The 15026-nt window shown below is 67.9% G+C and carries 11 protein-coding genes; 2 read left to right on the top strand and 9 right to left on the bottom strand.

Annotation, left to right across the window (positions count from 1 at the left end; translation table 11 throughout):
- Nucleotides 1-409 precede the first annotated feature (409 nt).
- Nucleotides 410-982: an antibiotic biosynthesis monooxygenase gene (locus ACFCYE_RS04340; RefSeq protein WP_376176602.1), complete on the top strand. Its 573-nt coding sequence runs from the start codon at nt 410-412 to the stop codon at nt 980-982.
- Nucleotide 983: 1 nt separating this feature from the next.
- On the opposite strand, the gene ACFCYE_RS04335 is transcribed toward ACFCYE_RS04340, so the two are convergent.
- Nucleotides 984-1895, bottom strand: a complete 912-nt coding sequence (locus ACFCYE_RS04335) for a LysR family transcriptional regulator (protein WP_376176600.1) — start codon at nt 1893-1895, stop codon at nt 984-986.
- Between the two features lie 102 nt (nt 1896-1997).
- On the opposite strand from ACFCYE_RS04335, the gene ACFCYE_RS04330 reads away from it, so the two are divergent.
- Entirely contained in the window at nt 1998-2663 is a 666-nt protein-coding gene (locus ACFCYE_RS04330) for a type 1 glutamine amidotransferase domain-containing protein (RefSeq protein WP_376176599.1), read from the top strand.
- A 50-nt stretch (nt 2664-2713) separates the two neighbouring features.
- On the opposite strand, the gene ACFCYE_RS04325 is transcribed toward ACFCYE_RS04330, so the two are convergent.
- From ACFCYE_RS04325 to ACFCYE_RS04290, 8 genes are all read right to left on the bottom strand, one after another.
- Nucleotides 2714-4063 (bottom strand): hypothetical protein, encoded by a 1350-nt coding sequence (locus tag ACFCYE_RS04325; protein ID WP_376176597.1) that lies wholly within the window; start codon nt 4061-4063, stop codon nt 2714-2716.
- Nucleotides 4064-4147: 84 nt separating this feature from the next.
- Nucleotides 4148-5137 carry a 1,4-beta-xylanase gene (locus tag ACFCYE_RS04320; RefSeq protein WP_376176596.1) on the bottom strand — a complete coding sequence of 330 codons (990 nt, stop codon included), beginning with the start codon at nt 5135-5137 and terminating at the stop codon, nt 4148-4150.
- Nucleotides 5134-7584 (bottom strand): glycoside hydrolase family 2 protein, encoded by a 2451-nt coding sequence (locus tag ACFCYE_RS04315; RefSeq protein ID WP_376176595.1) that lies wholly within the window; start codon nt 7582-7584, stop codon nt 5134-5136. Before ACFCYE_RS04315 ends, ACFCYE_RS04320 begins: the two co-directional genes overlap by 4 nt.
- On the bottom strand, nt 7581-8486 hold the full coding sequence (locus ACFCYE_RS04310; protein WP_376176594.1) for a carbohydrate ABC transporter permease: 906 nt from the start codon (nt 8484-8486) through the stop codon (nt 7581-7583). The genes ACFCYE_RS04315 and ACFCYE_RS04310 overlap by 4 nt, the downstream gene beginning before the upstream one ends.
- The gene (locus tag ACFCYE_RS04305) at nt 8483-9475 is read right to left on the bottom strand and encodes a carbohydrate ABC transporter permease (protein WP_376176592.1); all 993 of its coding nucleotides are present in this window, start codon (nt 9473-9475) and stop codon (nt 8483-8485) included. Before ACFCYE_RS04305 ends, ACFCYE_RS04310 begins: the two co-directional genes overlap by 4 nt.
- 19 nt (nt 9476-9494) lie before the next feature.
- Nucleotides 9495-10820 (bottom strand): ABC transporter substrate-binding protein, encoded by a 1326-nt coding sequence (locus tag ACFCYE_RS04300; protein ID WP_376176591.1) that lies wholly within the window; start codon nt 10818-10820, stop codon nt 9495-9497.
- A gap of 171 nt (nt 10821-10991) precedes the next feature.
- On the bottom strand, nt 10992-12020 hold the full coding sequence (locus tag ACFCYE_RS04295) for a LacI family DNA-binding transcriptional regulator (RefSeq protein ID WP_376176589.1): 1029 nt from the start codon (nt 12018-12020) through the stop codon (nt 10992-10994).
- A gap of 141 nt (nt 12021-12161) precedes the next feature.
- Nucleotides 12162-14990: a discoidin domain-containing protein gene (locus tag ACFCYE_RS04290; RefSeq protein ID WP_376176587.1), complete on the bottom strand. Its 2829-nt coding sequence runs from the start codon at nt 14988-14990 to the stop codon at nt 12162-12164.
- Between the last annotated feature and the right edge of the window lie 36 nt (nt 14991-15026).

Raw genomic sequence — 15026 nt, 5'->3', positions numbered from 1 at the left:
GGAGGGCACGGCGACGTGCCAGGGTGCTGTGGACCCGAAGCTAGCAGTCCCGCCGGAACTTCTGCAAGCGCTTCCAGTAGAAACTTCGCTCGACGACTGGAGTGAATGGTTGCGCAGCGGGCGATCTCGCAAGCGCTTCCACCATCTGGACGCGAAGTTCGATCCGCGTTCACCTTTCGGACACCTCGGGCGATTACAACTGCTCTTGCGCGGAAGAATCAGACCGGAACGGGTAGTCAGGAACTTTCCGCGCCGCGGTGAGCCGATCGCTCCCGCTCGCGGTTTCCATACCGCGCGAGACCCCCGCCGAATCGGGTCGGCGGGGGTCTCCCTTCTCCCGCCGAGTTCGCACGCGGGACCGTTTACACTCGAATGCGCCACAAGCATCCGATTCTCCCGAGGGCCACCCATGTCCAGCGAAGCCATCACCGTCTCCATCCGCCGCGAAGTCGACCCTGCCCATATCTCCCAAGCGACCGCCTGGGTGCAGACCGGGGTGAATCTCGCGAACAAGCACCCCGGTTTCCTCGGGTCAGGGTGGATCCGCGCCGGCGAGAACTCGCACGTCTGGTACATGCTCTACCGCTTCGCGAACGCCGAGACGCTGGAGGCATGGGAGAGCTCGGCGGAGCGCGCCGAGTGGCATTCGACGGGTCAGGGCCTCGTCCTGAGCGAACGCTCGAAGCGGCGCACCGGAATCGAGGGCTGGTTCGACGAGCCGGCGACCGGGGCGATCCCGGTTCCCGCCGACGCGCAGCCCGATGCTCCCGCCCCGGTGCGGTGGAAGCAGGCCGTCACGATCTGGCTCGGATTCTTCCCGGTGAATCTGCTCTTCACGTACCTGATGACGCCGGTCCCGGGTTTCGGCGACCTGCCGATCTGGCTGCGGGTACTCATCACCACGCTCGTGCTCACCCCGGTCATGACGTACTGGGTGCTGCCCTGGGTGACACGGATGCTGCGGAGCTGGCTGGCCCGCTGAGTCAGTCCAGGCGGGCGACCGCCTGGCGGAGCGCGTCCTCGACGATCCGGGATGCCGCGGCCGGCGCACTGGGGCGTCGGACGAGGAACAGCGTGTTGATGGGCGGATCATCGGTGACCACCAGCATCCGCAGCCTGCCGTCGGCGAGTTCCGAGCGGATGAGGTAGGTCGGCAGCACCGTGACCCCGGCGCCGGCGACAGCCGCTGCCGCAAGCGCACGCAGATCCGGTGCGATGAGCGCGGGCTCGCGGTCGAGCCGCATGCCGAACGTGTGACGCCAGTAACGGCGCAGGATGGGCACATCGTGCGCGTACGCGAGCAGCGGGTGCGCGGTCAGAGCGTCGGGTCCGCGCTCTGCGACGTCTGCCGGGTCGAGCTGAAGACCGGGCGATGCCACCAGCGCGAACTCCTCGTCGATCAGACCGACCGCGGGAAGACTGCGCCCGCGCGGCCGGACGGACGAGATCACGAGATCGAGACGTCCCGCTCCGGCATCATCGAGCAGGTCGTCGGCGAGCCCGGTCGTGACGTGCACCCGCAGCCCTCCGGCGATGGCCGGCGCCAGCGCGGGCATGACGACGGATGCCGTGAACTCGGCGGCGCCACCGATCCGAATGCGGTGCTCGACGGGCCTCGTCGCCTCACCGCTGAGAACCTCAGCGAGCCGGTCGAAGGGCCCGCCGAGTCGCCCCGCCAGCAGGTCGGCCCGTGCCGTCGGAAGCATGCCCCTCGCCGTGCGGACGAACAGCGTCTCGCCTTCGAGCCGCTCCAGCGTCTGCAGATGCGCGCTCACGGTCGGCTGGGCGACCCCGAGCACCCTGGCGGCCGCCGATACCGAACCGAAACGGTGCACCGCGAGGAAACTGCGCCACAGGGGCAATCCCTCCAGACCATCGGAAATCTGATCGCTCATATCGAGAACGTATCGGAATCGCTCGTTCGGTGTCGTCGTTGATCCGAGTATCGCCAGCCCGCGGCATCCGCCGCTCGAACCAACTCGAATCAAGGAGAACGCATGTCGACCATCCTCTTCGTCGTCACCGGCGCCCGCACCTGGACGCTCACGGACGGTACCGAGCACCCGACCGGTTACTGGGCGGAGGAGCTTCTCACGCCGTACCACCTGCTCACCGAGGCAGGCCACGACGTCGTCTTCGCCACCCCGAACGGCGTCGCACCTGTCGCCGACCCCGGCAGCCTGCGGGATGGGGATGCCGCGGCCATCGCCGCGATCTCCGGTCTCGACGCGCCCCTCGTGCTCGCCGAGGTGAATGCCGCCGACTACGCCGCGGTGCACTACCCCGGTGGTCACGGGCCGATGCAGGACCTCGCCGGCGACGACGCATCCGGTGCGCTCATCGCCGCCACGGTCGACGCCGGCCGCCCTCTGGCCGCGGTCTGCCACGGGCTCGCGGCACTGCTTCCGGCACGCGTCGCCGACGGAACCCCGTTCGTCGCCGGACGGCGCATCACCGCCTTCACGGACGAGGAGGAGCGCCTGGGCGGTCTGGCGGACCGCGCCCCGTTCCTGCTGGAATCAGCGCTGCGCGCGCAGGGCGCCGAACTTGCGACCGCCGAGCCGTGGAGCGATCACGTCGTCGTCGACGGCGGAATCATCACCGGTCAGAACCCGCAGTCGTCCGCGTCGGCCGCCCGTGCTCTGCTGAAGGCGCTCGACTGAGACGCGGAAGGGGTGGACGCCGCGGCATCCACCCCTTCGTCGCATCCGGGTCACTCCCAGACGACGGCCGGCGCCTCCGCCGCGAAATCGACCTTCGGAGAGTTCAGATAGCCGCCGAACCACACCTCGAACTCGGCGCGCGTGCCTCCCTGGTCGCCCTCCAGAGTCATCTCGACGTCGACCGAGTCGTAGGTCGTGACGATCGCACCCGACTCGACCTCGGCGGTCAGGCTGTCGAGCGTCGACTGGCCCTCCGCGGTGATCGTGCGCGTGACCGTGCCGTCGATCGGCGTGGCTCCGTTCAGGTCGATGTCGGTGAGATCCAGGCCGCACGGGGTCGTGAGCGTCTTCATCGCAATGCACTCCTCGACCGATGCGCGCACCAGCGAGCGGAACTGCGCGGTGCCGTCCTCGGTGAGCACCGGACGCAGGTCCCACAGCACCTCGGCATCCGCATCGGAGGCGACCACGAACGTCGTGGTGTCGCCCTCGATCATGAACTGTTCGACGCCGACCGCGAGCTCGTAGGTACCGGGGAAGACGTATGCCGTCTCGGGCGCTTCAGACCCGTTCACCGTGAGTCCGAGGCCCTCGAAGCCGTAGAAACCGGCCAGCGAGATCAGGCCGTCGGCGATCTGCCATTCGTCATCGGTCCCGTAGTTGTACACCTGGAAGTCGCGCGAAACCTCCTGGCCGCCGATCGTGAACGTGACGGGGACGCGGGTCTCGTAGTCATCGCTCTCTTCGACCTCGGCCACCTCGATATCGTCGATCGCACCCAGTTCGAGCGACGCCGCGAGGACATCGTCTGTGAGCAGCGTGTCCTCCCCGTACGGATCGACGTACTCGAGCGCCGCCTCGGCATCGCCGTCGGCCAATGCGGTCAGGTAGCTCTCCACGACATCGGATGCCGTGATGGCCGGCCCGCGCAGCACCGCGGGAACGATGATGGCAGCGGCGATGATGAGGACGACCGCGGCCGCACCTCCGATGATGCCGAACAGCGCCCCCTTGGAGAGAGACTTCTTCGGGGCCGGTGCCGCCCCGGGGTAGCCGCCGTACGGCGGGACGCCCTCTGGCGCGTTCGGGTCGTAGGCTGGGGCATTCGGGTCATAGGATGCGGCCGGGTGGGCGGCGCCCGGATACGGCTGGCCGCTCTGATACGGCTGCGCGGGGGCGGCATACGGTGGAACAGCGTACGCCTGGGCCACCTCCGGCTGCGCGGGGTCGGATGCCGAGGCGGCCTCGGGCCGGGCCTGCTCAGGGTGCGCCGGCACGACCTGGTCGGACGAGGTCACCGGCTGGAAAGCGTGGCTTCCCGCACCCGGTACCGCGGCGCCGGACGATTCCGGCGCGGGGGGCGGGGTGGGCTGCGGCGGGTTCTCCGGTGTCTCGGTCACGAGTTCATCGTAGAACCTCACCTCGAACACGGAAACGCGGTACCGAGCGGGGCTTCCGCGTTCGAATCGCTTTGTTCGCTCGAATCACGCCGATTTCGAACCAACATCGCGATTCGAACGGTGGTGGACGTAGGTCTGCTTCAGGAAATCCCCCGCCGGCTTGCCGTACGGACAGTAATCGTCGTTCGCACTCGCGTCCGACTCGGAGTACAGCACGGGCGGCCAGTCCCACAGCATGAACCCGCGCATCCACGGCCGGGCGTCGCACGCCGCGAACATGGCACGGTAGTAGCGCAGCTGCTCCTCACCCGACGGCTCCCCCGGCAGGCTCCAGTCGTTGGGCCTGTCCGGCGAACCCGTGCGCGAAGGGCATCCGGCCTCCATGAAGAAGAACGGCTTGCCGGATGCCTCGACCACCCGCTCGATGCGGTCGAGCTCGGCATCCCACCGGTCGATCGGGTAGTACCCGCTCGAGGTGATCACGTCGACGGCATCCCACCAGGTGACGTGATCCTCCTGATACTTGTCGCAGTTGTAGGTGACGATGCCGCTGTAGACCTCGCGCACTGCGGCGATCAGCGCTCGCCACTGGTCCTCACGCGCGTCGGCACGCACCATCTCGCAGCCGATGCAGAGCATCTCGCACCCCTCGGCCTCGGCGATCCGGGCCGCGTGCAGGATGAACTCCGTGTACGCGGCGAACCACTGCGTCCAGGTCGGCTCGCCGGGCACGTCCCAGTCGAAGAACCCGATGTACGCCCGCCACGTGCCGTCGCTCACGTTCACCACCGGCTTCAGGCACACCTTCAGCCCGTGCGCCTTGGCCTGCCGGATGGCGCCGACGATCTCCTCCTCCGTGACTGTCGGCGCCTGATCCCACGGCATCTCGGTCGACTGCGCCGTGGTCTGCTCGACCGCGTAGGCGAGCGCCGTCCAGTTCGCGCCGTGATCCACCATCGCGGCCATCGACTCGGATGCCGCCTCCGCCGACCAGGTGCCTCGGATCCCCGTCCAGCCCCACGTCATGCCGGCGACGTATCCCCCGAGTGCGTGCACGGGCGCGGGCGCGGTCATCGCACGACCAGCTCGTTCGCGGTGCGCAGCACCCGAGGCGATGCGAGCGCCGCGGTGTCGATCGGCTCGGTGTGGCGCACGAGCAGCGTCGCGGTCTCCCCCGGCAGCAGCGTGATCAGGCCGTCCTCCGTGTAGGCGTCGGGGTCGACCTTGTCCGGCAGCAGCGACAGGTCGCGCACCAGACTGTTCGCCGTCACGCGCACCTCGGTGCCGCCGTCCACCGCGACCGTCTCGACCGCGACGTCGGCAGCCGGCAGTCGCGAATCCCGCGGCTCGGCGAAGTACCAGAAGGCACGCGCATCCCCCGTGCTCGCCACGATCAGCTCGCCCGCGGCATCCTGCGCGGTCGCCACATCCGGCGCGATCACGACCCCCGCCCCTCCCCGAGCGGATGCCGTCACCTGCACCGCCTGCTCGGCGAGCACCGTGCCGTCGAACCGCACGCGACGGATGACGAGGTCGTCCGCCCACGGGGCCCCGGTGTCGTTGCCGAGGACGACGCTGAGCCCTGCCTCGCGCGGCTGGATCGTGGCGACCCGCGGTGCGAAGGCCCTCTTGAGCGCGTGCCACAGCGGCTTCAGCCGCTCGTCACCGTCGATGGCGGCCCACGACGTCACCGGCCAGCAGTCGTTGAGCTGCCACACCACGGCGCCGGAGTTGTGCGGCGCGAGCGAGCGGAAGTGCTCGAGAGCGAACCCGACCGCGTGCGCCTGATTCAGCTGCATCGCCCAGTGCCACGTGTCGGTGTCCGTGGGCACGCGGAAGTGCGGCAGAAGGCCACGGGTCAGTTTCACGTTCCCCTCGGCGGCTTTCTGGTGCACGATCATGCCCGGCGATTCGGGCGTCAACGGCTCGTCCGAGATGGATCGGGTCATGGTCGACCAGGCGGGCGGCCCCTGCCAGCCGAACTCCGCGACGAAGCGCGGCTCATGATCGCGGTACGCGAGGTAGTCCTGCCGGTTCCAGTGCTCCCACAGGTGCATCGTGCCGTGCGGTTCGGCGTTGGGATGCTGCCCACCCGGACTGAACGGGCTTCCAGGGCTGTACGGCACGTGAGCGGCGAGCTCGTCGACCAGCTGCGGGAACAGCTCGTAGTAGTAGTACGCCCCCCATGTCCGGCCGTCGAGCATCTGCTTCCAGCCCCAGTCCTCGTACCCCCAGAGGTTCTCGTTGTTGCCGGTGAGCAGCACGAGCGACGGGTGGGCTGCGAGACGGACGATCTGCTCGCGCGCCTCCGCCTCGACCTCGCTGCGGATCGGCTCCTCCTCCGGATACGCCGCGCATGCGAACAGGAAGTCCTGCCAGGTCAGCAGACCCAGCTCGTCGCACAGCTCGTAGAAGTCCTCGGATTCGTACATGCCACCGCCCCACACCCGTACGAGGTTGAGGTTCGCCGCAGCGGCCTGGCGAAGACGACGTTCATAGCGCGCACGATCGACGCGGGTGAACAGGGCGTCGTCCGGGATCCAGTTCACGCCCTTGACGTACACCGGCTGATCGTTGACGACGAGCGTGAACGGGGTGCCGTCGGCATCCGTCTCGGTATCCCAGCGTACGGAGCGGAAGCCGACCCGGCGCTCGGCGCGGTCGCGCTCGCCCTCGGCGTCCGACAGCGCGAAGGATGCCGTGTACAGCGCCTGCTGGCCGTAGCCGATCGGCCACCACGGCTCGGCGTCCGGAACGTCGATCACGACATCCGTGCTGTCGCCGGCGACCTCGGCCGACACGGACTGACCGACGACATCGACGTCGAGGGTCAACGGGGCGGTGTCCGCGGCATCCGCTCGCTCGACGAGCACGCGGGCGGACAGCCGTCCGCCCGACTCGGCCCGATCGGCGGCGACCCGCACCTCCGAGATGCGAGCGACCGACCAGGACTCGAGCGCGACCGGACGCCAGATGCCGCTCGTGGCGGTGGCGATGCCCCAGTCCCAGCCGAAGCTGCAGGCGGACTTGCGGATCGCCTCGAACGGCGTCGGATACGGGCGCGGCCGAGGGCCGAGCTCTTGACTCAGCGCGTCGGCGTGACGGACGGGAGATCGGAAGGCGACCTCGAGGCGGTTCGCGCCGTCGAGGAGCGCGCCTCGTACATCGACCCGGTACGACCGGTGCTGGTTGGCCGCGCTGAGCACCGTGTGCCCGTTCAGCCGTACCGTGGCCACCGTGTCGAGGCCCTCGAACACCAGGTCGTGTCTGGCATGGCCGTCGGCTCGCCACTCGAACGTCGTCTCGTACGTCCAGTCCACCAGCCCGATCCACGACAGCAGCGATTCGTTGTCGTCGAGGTACGGATCCGGAATCAGCCCCGCCGACAGCAGGTCCGTGTGCACGACACCAGGGACGGTCGCAGGGATCTGCCTTCCGTCGAGGTGCTCGGGTGCTGGTCCGTGCGCGGCGCGGACGGTCCAGCCGGAGTGCAGCGGGGTGCGGACGGGGGTGAGTGTCACTTGACGGCTCCTGAGGTGAGGCCCTTGTAGATCCAGCGCTGAAGCAGGAGGAAGGCGATGAGGGTGGGGATGATGACGAGCACCGTTCCGGCGGCGATGACCTCCCACTGCGCACCGAACGGTCCTTTGAACCGGAACAGCGACGTGGAGATCAGCCCTTCGGACGGCAGATAGAGGAAAGGCGTGTAGAACTCGTTGTACACCGCAATGCCCTTGATGATGACGACCGTGGCGATCGCGGGTTTCAGCAGCGGCAGCACGATGCGCCAGTAGATCGTCCAGCGGTTCGCGCCGTCGATCATGGCCGCCTCGTCGAGCGACACGGGTATCGACTGCATGAACTGGATGAAGAGGTAGATCGCGATGATGTCGGTGCCCATGAACAGCAGGATCAGCGCGGCCTTGGTGTCGTAGAGCCCGAGACCGTTGATGAGCTGGAAGGTCGCGACCTGGCTCGTGACGCTCGGGATGAGGGTGGCGACGAGGAACAGTGCGAACACGACCTTCTTGCCGCGGAACTCGAATCGGTCCAGCGCATAGGCGGCCATGGTTCCCAGCAGGATCGTGCCGACCAGGGAGACGACGAGAACGATGGCGGTGTTGACGAAGCCCTCGAGCATCTTGCCGCTCGTGAAGGCCGTGGCGAAGTTCTCGAAGTTCAGCCAGTTCGCCGGTGGATCGAACGGCCCGGTCTGCGCGTACTCCGGCGCGGTCTTCATGCTCGCGAACAGCAGCACGGACAGCGGGAGGAGGGTGACGATCGCTGCGATCACCAGGCTCGCGTACTTCGCGGTCGTGGCGCTGACACCCTTGAACCGCTCGAAAGGGGAGCGCCCGCGGATGGTCTTCGGAGGCGTCGTGCGCACCGGCATGGTGCGCAGCGGCTCGGTCGTGGTGGTCATGTCAGGTCGACCTTCTCGTCGGGGAACACCTTGCGCTGGATCCAGGTGACGACCAGGACGATCGCCAGCAGCACCACCGCCATCGCGGAGGCGAGCCCGACATTGCGGAACGTGAACGCGGTCTGCAGGGTCTGGATCACGAAGGTGGCGGAGCCGTTCGCACCGCCGGTCATGATGAACGGGATCTCGAAGACGGCGAGGCTGCCGGAGATCGCCAGGATGAACGACAGGCCGATCACGCGTCGGATGCCGGGGAAGATGATCGCCCAGAACTGCTGCCAGCGGCTCGCGCCGTCCAGGTCGGCCGCCTCGTACAACTCGTGCGGGATCGACTGGATGGCGCCGAGGAACAGCACGAAATTCATCCCCGTGTAGCGCCACACCGAGGTGCCCGAGAGCGACCAGTTGACGATGTCGGGGTCGCCGAGCCACTGCGGAGGGTCGACCACGCCGAACCAGCTCAGTACGGTGTCGAGCGTGCCACCCGGCTGGAACAGATAGAGGAAGACGAAGCCGATCGCGACGCCGTTGATCAGGTAGGGGAAGAACAGGATGCCGCGGAAAAGGCTCGAGAACCGCGTCGAGAAGCTCAGGATCGTGGCGAAGTACAGCGCGATCGCCATCTGCGCGAACGAGGCCGCGAAGTAATACAGGCTGACCCCGAACACCGAGAAGATGCGCGGATCGGTGAACACCTCGATGTAGTTGTCCAGCCCGACGAGATTCTTCTCGAGGTCGATGCCGTCCCAGTCCGTGACGCTGAAGTAGAAGAGGTTCAATGCGGGCCAGTACGTGAACAGCAGGAGGAGTCCGACGGCTCCGGCGAGGAAGAGCCAGGGGGTGAGCTTCTGGAGCGGCCCCTTGCCCGCGACCCCGCCGCGGGTCGGGTCGGTTCGGCGGCGCACTGCGCCGAACCGGCCCTTCCGCGTGACGGTGGAGAGGGCGGCAGTACTGTCCACGGGTGCCGCACCCGGTGTTGCGATGGCCATATCTCTGCCGCCCTCTGCCTCAACCCGCGAGCTTCTCGACCGATGCGCCCCAACGCTCGTTCAGCTCGGCGAAGTAGCTCTCCTTGTCACCGTCGGCAGCACCGCGGGCGACGTCGATGAGCTTCTGCCGGTAGATCGGACCGTAGAGGTCGATCTGCGAGTCGCTGGAGACTTCGTTCAGAAGACCTTCCTTGCCGGCGGGCGCCGCGTTGATCTCCATCAGTTCGACACCGGCCGCCTCGAAGTCGGTGAGGGAGTCGGGAAGTGCTGCATCCTTCAGCGGTGAGACCATCCCCTGCGTCTCGGTGTAGCCCGAGTCGGCCACCACCCACTGGATCCACGCCCATGCGGCGGCCTTGGCCTTGGAGTGCTTGCTGACGGCGAGGTTGTAGTCGCCGCCGATCACGGCCAGTTGCGTGCCGTCGACGTTGGCGGGGAAGGCCATGAAGCCGATGTCATCCGCGGAGGCGCCGTTGTCCTCAGCCGCCTGCTTGATCTGCGAGATGGCCCAGGAGCCGAGCGGCATCGTGGCGATCTTGCCGGTGCCGAGGTCGACCTTGGACTGCTCCCAGTTGGTGGTGAGCGGGTCGGCCTCGGTGAGGCCGGCAGCGACGGTCTCGTACAGCAGACCGTCGATCGCGTAGATGTCGGTGCCCTCGGTCCAGGGCGCCGGGTCCTCGGCGAGAGTGATCGGGGCATCGGCGTCATCCGTGATGGCGCCGAGGTTGCCGAAGCTCTGCGTCAGGGTCCAGCCGTCCTTGTAGTTCGTGTACATGGGGATGGCTTCGGTCGAGTCCTTGACCTTCTGCAGCGCATCGAGCCATTCGGACTCGCTCGTCGGCAGCTCGGTGACGCCGGCGGCCTCGAAGATCTTCTTGTTGTAGACGACGCCGTTCGCGTTGCCGCCGAAGGCGATGCCGTACTGCGTGCCCTCGTAGCTCGCTGCAGGGAGGAAGCGGTATGTGTCCTCGAAGTCCGCAGTCTCGCCCAGCGGCTCGAGGAACTGCTCGTACTGGTCGGGCTGGATCGCCGGGATGCCGATGACGTCGCCGTAGTTGCTGGTGCTCATGCGGGTGAGCATCTCGCCGGCGTAGTCGGTGATCCCCTCGAACGTGACCTTCACATCGGGGTACTCCTTGTTGAACTCCTCGGCGTATGCCTCGAGGGTCCCGTCCTCGACGAGGTCCGTGCGCCAGGTGACGACCTTGATGTCGCCCTTCACCTCGCCGTCGATCGCGTTGTCCGCGTCGCCACCGCCACCGCTGCCGCTCGCGCACGAGGTGAGCAGGAGTGCTGTGGTCGTCGCGACGACGACAATGCCGGTCATTGCCCTGCGTGATGCCATGTGAAATCTCCCTTGATGTCGTGGCAGCCGGCCAACGGATCGCGCGGATCTCTTCGCCGGATGTGGATGTCAGCGTAGGACAGACCGGAGAAGATGTAAAGCGCTTTAGTGATCGATGACTCGAGAAGGCGCGTTCACCACCCCCGCCGCCGGGCAGCGGCGACGGACCCGTCAGCGCCGAGCCGGCCCAGTGGACTCGCGGAGCCGGAGCACGGGCGTGGAATCGAGATCGGTCTCCGGCGTCGCCCCGCCGACCACGTCGAACAGCCGACGGGCCACGTGCGCACCGAAGTTCACCACGTCGTGACTCAAGGAGGTCAACCGGGGATAGGAGTGCTGACACAGCACCGAGTCGTCCCAGGCCACGATCGACAGATCCTCCGGCACGCGGATGCCGAGTTGCGCCGCCACGCCGAGTGCCGCGACGGCCATCACATCGTTGTCGTAGATGATCGCGGTCGGGGAATCTGGTCCGCTCAACGCCGACCGCGTCGCCTCGACGCCCTGGGCCGGGGTGAAATCGGTGTAGAGCACGTGCCCCTCGACACCCTGCCGCCGCGCCTCGTCGTGGAAGGCGACGTCGCGCAGACGCGTGTGCATCAGCTCAGCCATGCCCGCGACGCGCGTGATGCGCCGGTGTCCGAGATCGACCAGATGGCGGACGGCCGCCCTGACGGCTGTCGCGTCGTCCGTCCCGACGGTCATCAGATCGACGGCGACGCTCGGGTCGCCGACGACGACGGCGGGGAGGTCGGGCGTCTGAGCGAGGTAGGCGATGCGCGGATCGTCGACGCGTATGTCCGTGACGATCACGCCATCGACACGGCGGGCCTTGTGCCACCCCCGAAGGGTCTCGAGTTCGCTGTGGATGTCGGGGACGACCTGCAGGAGCAGACCGTGATTGCGCAGCGACAGCTCGCTCTCGATGCCCGCGAGGAACTGCATGTAGAACGTCTCGACGCCCAGGTTGCGCGGATCGCGGGCGAGCACGAGCCCGAACGTCGCCGTCTTGGCGCCCGCGAGCGAACGTGCCGCACTCGCGGGTGCCCAGCCGAGTTCGTCCGCGACGGCGAGGATGCGCTCACGGGTCTCGGCGGACACGCCCTTGCGGCCGTTGAGCGCGAACGAGACGGCCCCGATGGAGACGCCGGCGCGGGCGGCGATGTCTGCGATCGTCACGCGCCCGGTGGTACTGCTCATGTCCTGAACCATACCCGTCGGTGCGCGCGTGACGCCCCGCCTGGCCCTGCTATGCGCCCGCGAGACTTCCTCCGCGCGGTGACACGTGGCTTGCGCAGGCAAGTCTCGCGCCGCAGAGGAAGTCTCGCGGGGTGCGCCTCGTCACCGACAGGTCGTGGCCGAGTACCCGAGTGTCACCGACGCGTCCCCGGCCGTGACCGTGATCTCGCCTGCATCGATGTTCGCCTTCTTCGTCGCGGCCACAGCCTGACCGTCCGCACCGGGCGCGACGGCTTCGATGACACGGCGTCCGAACGGCGTCTCGACGACCGCATCCGTGGCCTCCTCGCCGCTGTTGTGCACGCTCGAGACCACCTGCGCTCTGCCGCCGACGCAGCGCGTCGCGACCGCGGGAACGACCTCGGACGACACCTTCCCGACCGCGAGCACCGGGATCTTCACGTACGAACCAGGAGTCGTGAAGGTCAGCCGAACGGCGGACGCGAGCACGGCGTCGAAGGCGATCGTCGTCGGCTTGCCGTTCGCACTCGGCGCGATCGCCTGCGCCGTCGTCGGGTGCCAGCCGCCGTGAGCGTCTCGGTACTCGATGCCCACGCTCGTGAGCGAACCCTCGACGTTCGTGAACCCGACCCGGTCCACGATGTGCGCCTCGGTCGGCTCCACAGTGAACGTGGCGGAGGCCTTCATGGTCGCGCCCGTCCATGTCGACCAGGAGGTCGACGCCTTGCCGTCGCACGCGTTCTGCGCCGGCATCGTCTCCCACTCGGTCTGGTGGAAGCTCGCCGACACGGTCGTCCCTTCGGCGGTGCAGATGTCCTCGACGCCGTCCGCGCCCCAGATCTGCACCTCCGAGATGGACTGCCATGTGCTCGTCGCGGTCCGCAGCTGCAGGCGGACGCCGCTCGTCTGCGGGATGTCAGAGACGTCCAGAGTCGCCACGGGAGCGGATGCCGAGGCATCCTGTGCGATGTCGACGCCCACGTCCGTCGGGACCCACGTGCCTGTCGCGTCGAGATACTCGGCGTCGATGTTCGACGGCCACGTGGCGCCCGCGCCGTCCTTGTACGTGTGCACCACCACCTCGTCGACGTCCTGCGCGAGCGGCCAGGAGAACGACAGCCAGCTCGAGCGCGGGTAGGCTCCGCCGCCGACCCAGTCATCCCATCCCTTGCCCTTCACGTTGCCGTCGATGACGCGCGGGGCGAGGTCGGCACGACTGGATGCCGCGACCGCCGATTCCGGCGCGAGGTTGACGATGCCCTGCGTGCCCACTTCGATCGTGCGCGCGAAAGTGCGCCCCTCCGTGAACCGGGCATCGGCTGCCAGCGTGCCGGTGATCGTCTGGATGCCGCGCTCGGCGAACGAGGTGGCGCTCCAGATCACGGCCGTCTCGACGGTCGTGTCGCCGACGGCGACCGGAACCGTGGCCGGTAGGGCATCGGCGAAGTCCTGGCCTGGTTCGACCTTCTCCGGAAGCCGGTCGTCGACAACGCTCCAGATCTCCTCGCCGAGTCCCTTGTCATCCCAATAGGTCGCATCCCAGCCCTCGGCCCAGCGGGCCGGATCCTCGACCGCGGGGTTGCGCATCTCGGCGCGGCCGTTCTCACCGATCGTGATCGGCAGCCAGACGTACGTGGAATCCGCGGCGCCGGAGTTCCAGCGGTCGCCCATGTACACGAAGCGTCCGCCGCCCAGGTCGAGCACGTTCGTGCCCTGGGAGCCGAAGGTCGTCCGACGCGTATCGCCGACGGACAGCAGACCGTCACCGCCCTCGGGGATGGCGTTGTAGGCGACGTTCTCGAACGCGTCCCCGCTCTCGACGCCCCGGATCCAGGTGCCGAGGATGCTGTCGGCCGTGTGATAGGTCTGCGGGTTCGGCGCCCAACCGGTTGCGCCGGACGCGGCCGCGTAGTATTTCCCGCCGTGCTGGAACAGCGCGGGCGCCTCGAGCATGCCGCACTCCTTGACGATCTGGAAGTCCTCGCCGCGCACCGGCGCCTCGGCGGTGCCGTCCGCGAAGACGTACGGGAAGCGCCCGTCCTCGGAGAACTGGCCGGCGCCGACCATGTCGGTGCCGGTCGTGTGAGTGACATTCGTGTACTCCGCGTCGAGCTCAGCGATGTAGAGCGAGCGGTTCTCCTCCGAGGAGTACACGATGTACGCGATGCCGTCGTCATCCTGGAACACCGTCATGTCACGCGCCTGCCCGGGGACGGCCGCCGAGATGCAGGCCTTGTAGTCGGTGCGGTTCGGCATCCGGTAGACGCCCGTCATCCGGAATGGACCGGTCGGGCTGTCGGAGACGGCGACGCCCGCCATCGAGCGTGCGTACATGCTGCCGCCCGGCGTGGTCTGTCCATCCGAATGCCACCAGAGCACCCACTTGTCGGTGCTCTGGTTGTAGAGCACCTTCGGGCGTTCGAAGATCGTCGTGTACTCGGCGGCATCGTTCGTGTTGAGGTGGTAGTTCAGCTCCGCGATACGATCCGCACGCGGCTGACCGGCTTCGTCGACCGTGTCGTACAGGGCGTCGAAGTACTCGGTCTCGAACTCGGCTGCGTCGGAGACCGAGCGCAGCACGATGCCCTCGTCGGTCCAGTTGAGGGTGTCGTAGGACTTGTACGCGTGCACGCCAGGACTGCCGAAGTAGCCGTTGCTGCGGTCCTCGCCGTACCAGTAGTAGACGGTACGGCCCTCTTCCTGGCCGGTCACGACTTCCCCGCCCTCGACGCCGAGCTCCTGCGCGGACACCACGGCACCACCGTGCGCCTGGATGTGTGCCCCGTTGTCGTCGAGCCAGTACGGCTGGAAGTAGCCGGGGGCGCTGGCCCCAGGGTCCTGGATCGCCGGATACGCGTCGTACGTCACCGGATCTCCGGTCGGTACGGCGGCGTGCGCCGGCGCCACCGTCGCCACGGTCAGCACCGCGGCAGCACAGGCCACCAGCACGGCACGGGTCGACTTCGTCATTCGCACTCCTTTGTGGATCGAAGCACCCGTCGAACG

Source organism: Microbacterium sp. NPDC056234 (assembly GCF_042267585.1).
Classification (GTDB): Bacteria; Actinomycetota; Actinomycetes; order Actinomycetales; family Microbacteriaceae; genus Microbacterium.
Note: the sequence above shows the minus strand (reverse complement) of the source record. Positions and strands in the feature narration are given on the sequence as shown.

Excerpts from the sequence above, each read along its gene's own strand:
- ACFCYE_RS04340 (WP_376176602.1), top strand. The coding sequence starts at position 410 with ATGTCCAGCGAAGCCATCACCGTCTCCATCCGCCGCGAAGTCGACCCT.
- ACFCYE_RS04335 (WP_376176600.1), bottom strand. The coding sequence starts at position 1,895 with ATGAGCGATCAGATTTCCGATGGTCTGGAGGGATTGCCCCTGTGGCGC.
- ACFCYE_RS04330 (WP_376176599.1), top strand. The coding sequence starts at position 1,998 with ATGTCGACCATCCTCTTCGTCGTCACCGGCGCCCGCACCTGGACGCTC.
- ACFCYE_RS04320 (WP_376176596.1), bottom strand. The coding sequence starts at position 5,137 with ATGACCGCGCCCGCGCCCGTGCACGCACTCGGGGGATACGTCGCCGGC.
- ACFCYE_RS04310 (WP_376176594.1), bottom strand. The coding sequence starts at position 8,486 with ATGACCACCACGACCGAGCCGCTGCGCACCATGCCGGTGCGCACGACG.
- ACFCYE_RS04305 (WP_376176592.1), bottom strand. The coding sequence starts at position 9,475 with ATGGCCATCGCAACACCGGGTGCGGCACCCGTGGACAGTACTGCCGCC.
- ACFCYE_RS04300 (WP_376176591.1), bottom strand. The coding sequence starts at position 10,820 with ATGGCATCACGCAGGGCAATGACCGGCATTGTCGTCGTCGCGACGACC.
- ACFCYE_RS04295 (WP_376176589.1), bottom strand. The coding sequence starts at position 12,020 with ATGAGCAGTACCACCGGGCGCGTGACGATCGCAGACATCGCCGCCCGC.
- ACFCYE_RS04290 (WP_376176587.1), bottom strand. The coding sequence starts at position 14,990 with ATGACGAAGTCGACCCGTGCCGTGCTGGTGGCCTGTGCTGCCGCGGTG.